This window comes from Dryocola clanedunensis subsp. sulfonylureivorans, assembly GCF_016756775.1.
In the GTDB taxonomy this organism is placed as follows: domain Bacteria; phylum Pseudomonadota; class Gammaproteobacteria; order Enterobacterales; family Enterobacteriaceae; genus Dryocola; species Dryocola clanedunensis.
The window spans coordinates 1-789 of record NZ_JAERMU010000075.1; the positions used below are offsets into that span (position 1 = coordinate 1).

The following is a 789-nucleotide window of genomic DNA, read 5'->3' on the forward strand; positions in this document are numbered from 1 at the left end:
CAAAAGAAGTAGGTAGCTTAACCTTCGGGAGGGCGCTTACCACTTTGTGATTCATGACTGGGGTGAAGTCGTAACAAGGTAACCGTAGGGGAACCTGCGGTTGGATCACCTCCTTACCTGAAAGATACGAACTTGCGTAGTGCTCACACAGATTGTCTGATAGAAAACGAGCAGTAAAACCTTATAGGCTTGTAGCTCAGGTGGTTAGAGCGCACCCCTGATAAGGGTGAGGTCGGTGGTTCAAGTCCACTCAGGCCTACCAAATTTCTTCCCATGCTGTGTTACAGCACCGTTCGCATACCAAAGTATGCTTCACGGCGCTGCGCCTTGCCTGAGAAGAAATTAGGTAAATAAAATATCAAAGGTTTTACGAAATCGATGGGGCTATAGCTCAGCTGGGAGAGCGCCTGCCTTGCACGCAGGAGGTCAGCGGTTCGATCCCGCTTAGCTCCACCATCATTTCACGCTCAAACAATACTTCCAAGTGCTCTGTTTAACAGTGTACTGCGAAGTATTTGCTCTTTAAAAATCCGGAACAAGCTGAAAATTGAAACGACATGTCGTCTCATTCCTCCGTAATAAGGAATGGGAATACGATATGTTCGAGTCTCTCAAATTTTCACAACATCGACTGTGTCTTACGAGACATCTTCGGGTTGTGAGGTTAAGCGACTAAGCGTACACGGTGGATGCCCTGGCAGTCAGAGGCGATGAAGGACGTGCTAATCTGCGATAAGCGTCGGTAAGGTGATATGAACCGTTATAACCGGCGATTTCCGAATGGGGAAA

Annotated in this window: 2 tRNA genes and 2 rRNA genes; all 4 read left to right on the forward strand. The window is 47.7% G+C overall.

The annotated features are described in order from the left end of the window. Nucleotides 1-116: ribosomal RNA gene (locus HYQ67_RS23825) — 16S ribosomal RNA — on the forward strand; the annotation flags it as partial. A 69-nt stretch (nucleotides 117-185) separates the two neighbouring features. After that, nucleotides 186-262, forward strand: a tRNA-Ile gene (locus tag HYQ67_RS23830). A 118-nt stretch (nucleotides 263-380) separates the two neighbouring features. Further along, nucleotides 381-456: transfer RNA gene (locus tag HYQ67_RS23835), tRNA-Ala, on the forward strand. A 206-nt stretch (nucleotides 457-662) separates the two neighbouring features. Beyond that, nucleotides 663-789, forward strand: a 23S ribosomal RNA gene (locus tag HYQ67_RS23840); the annotation flags it as partial.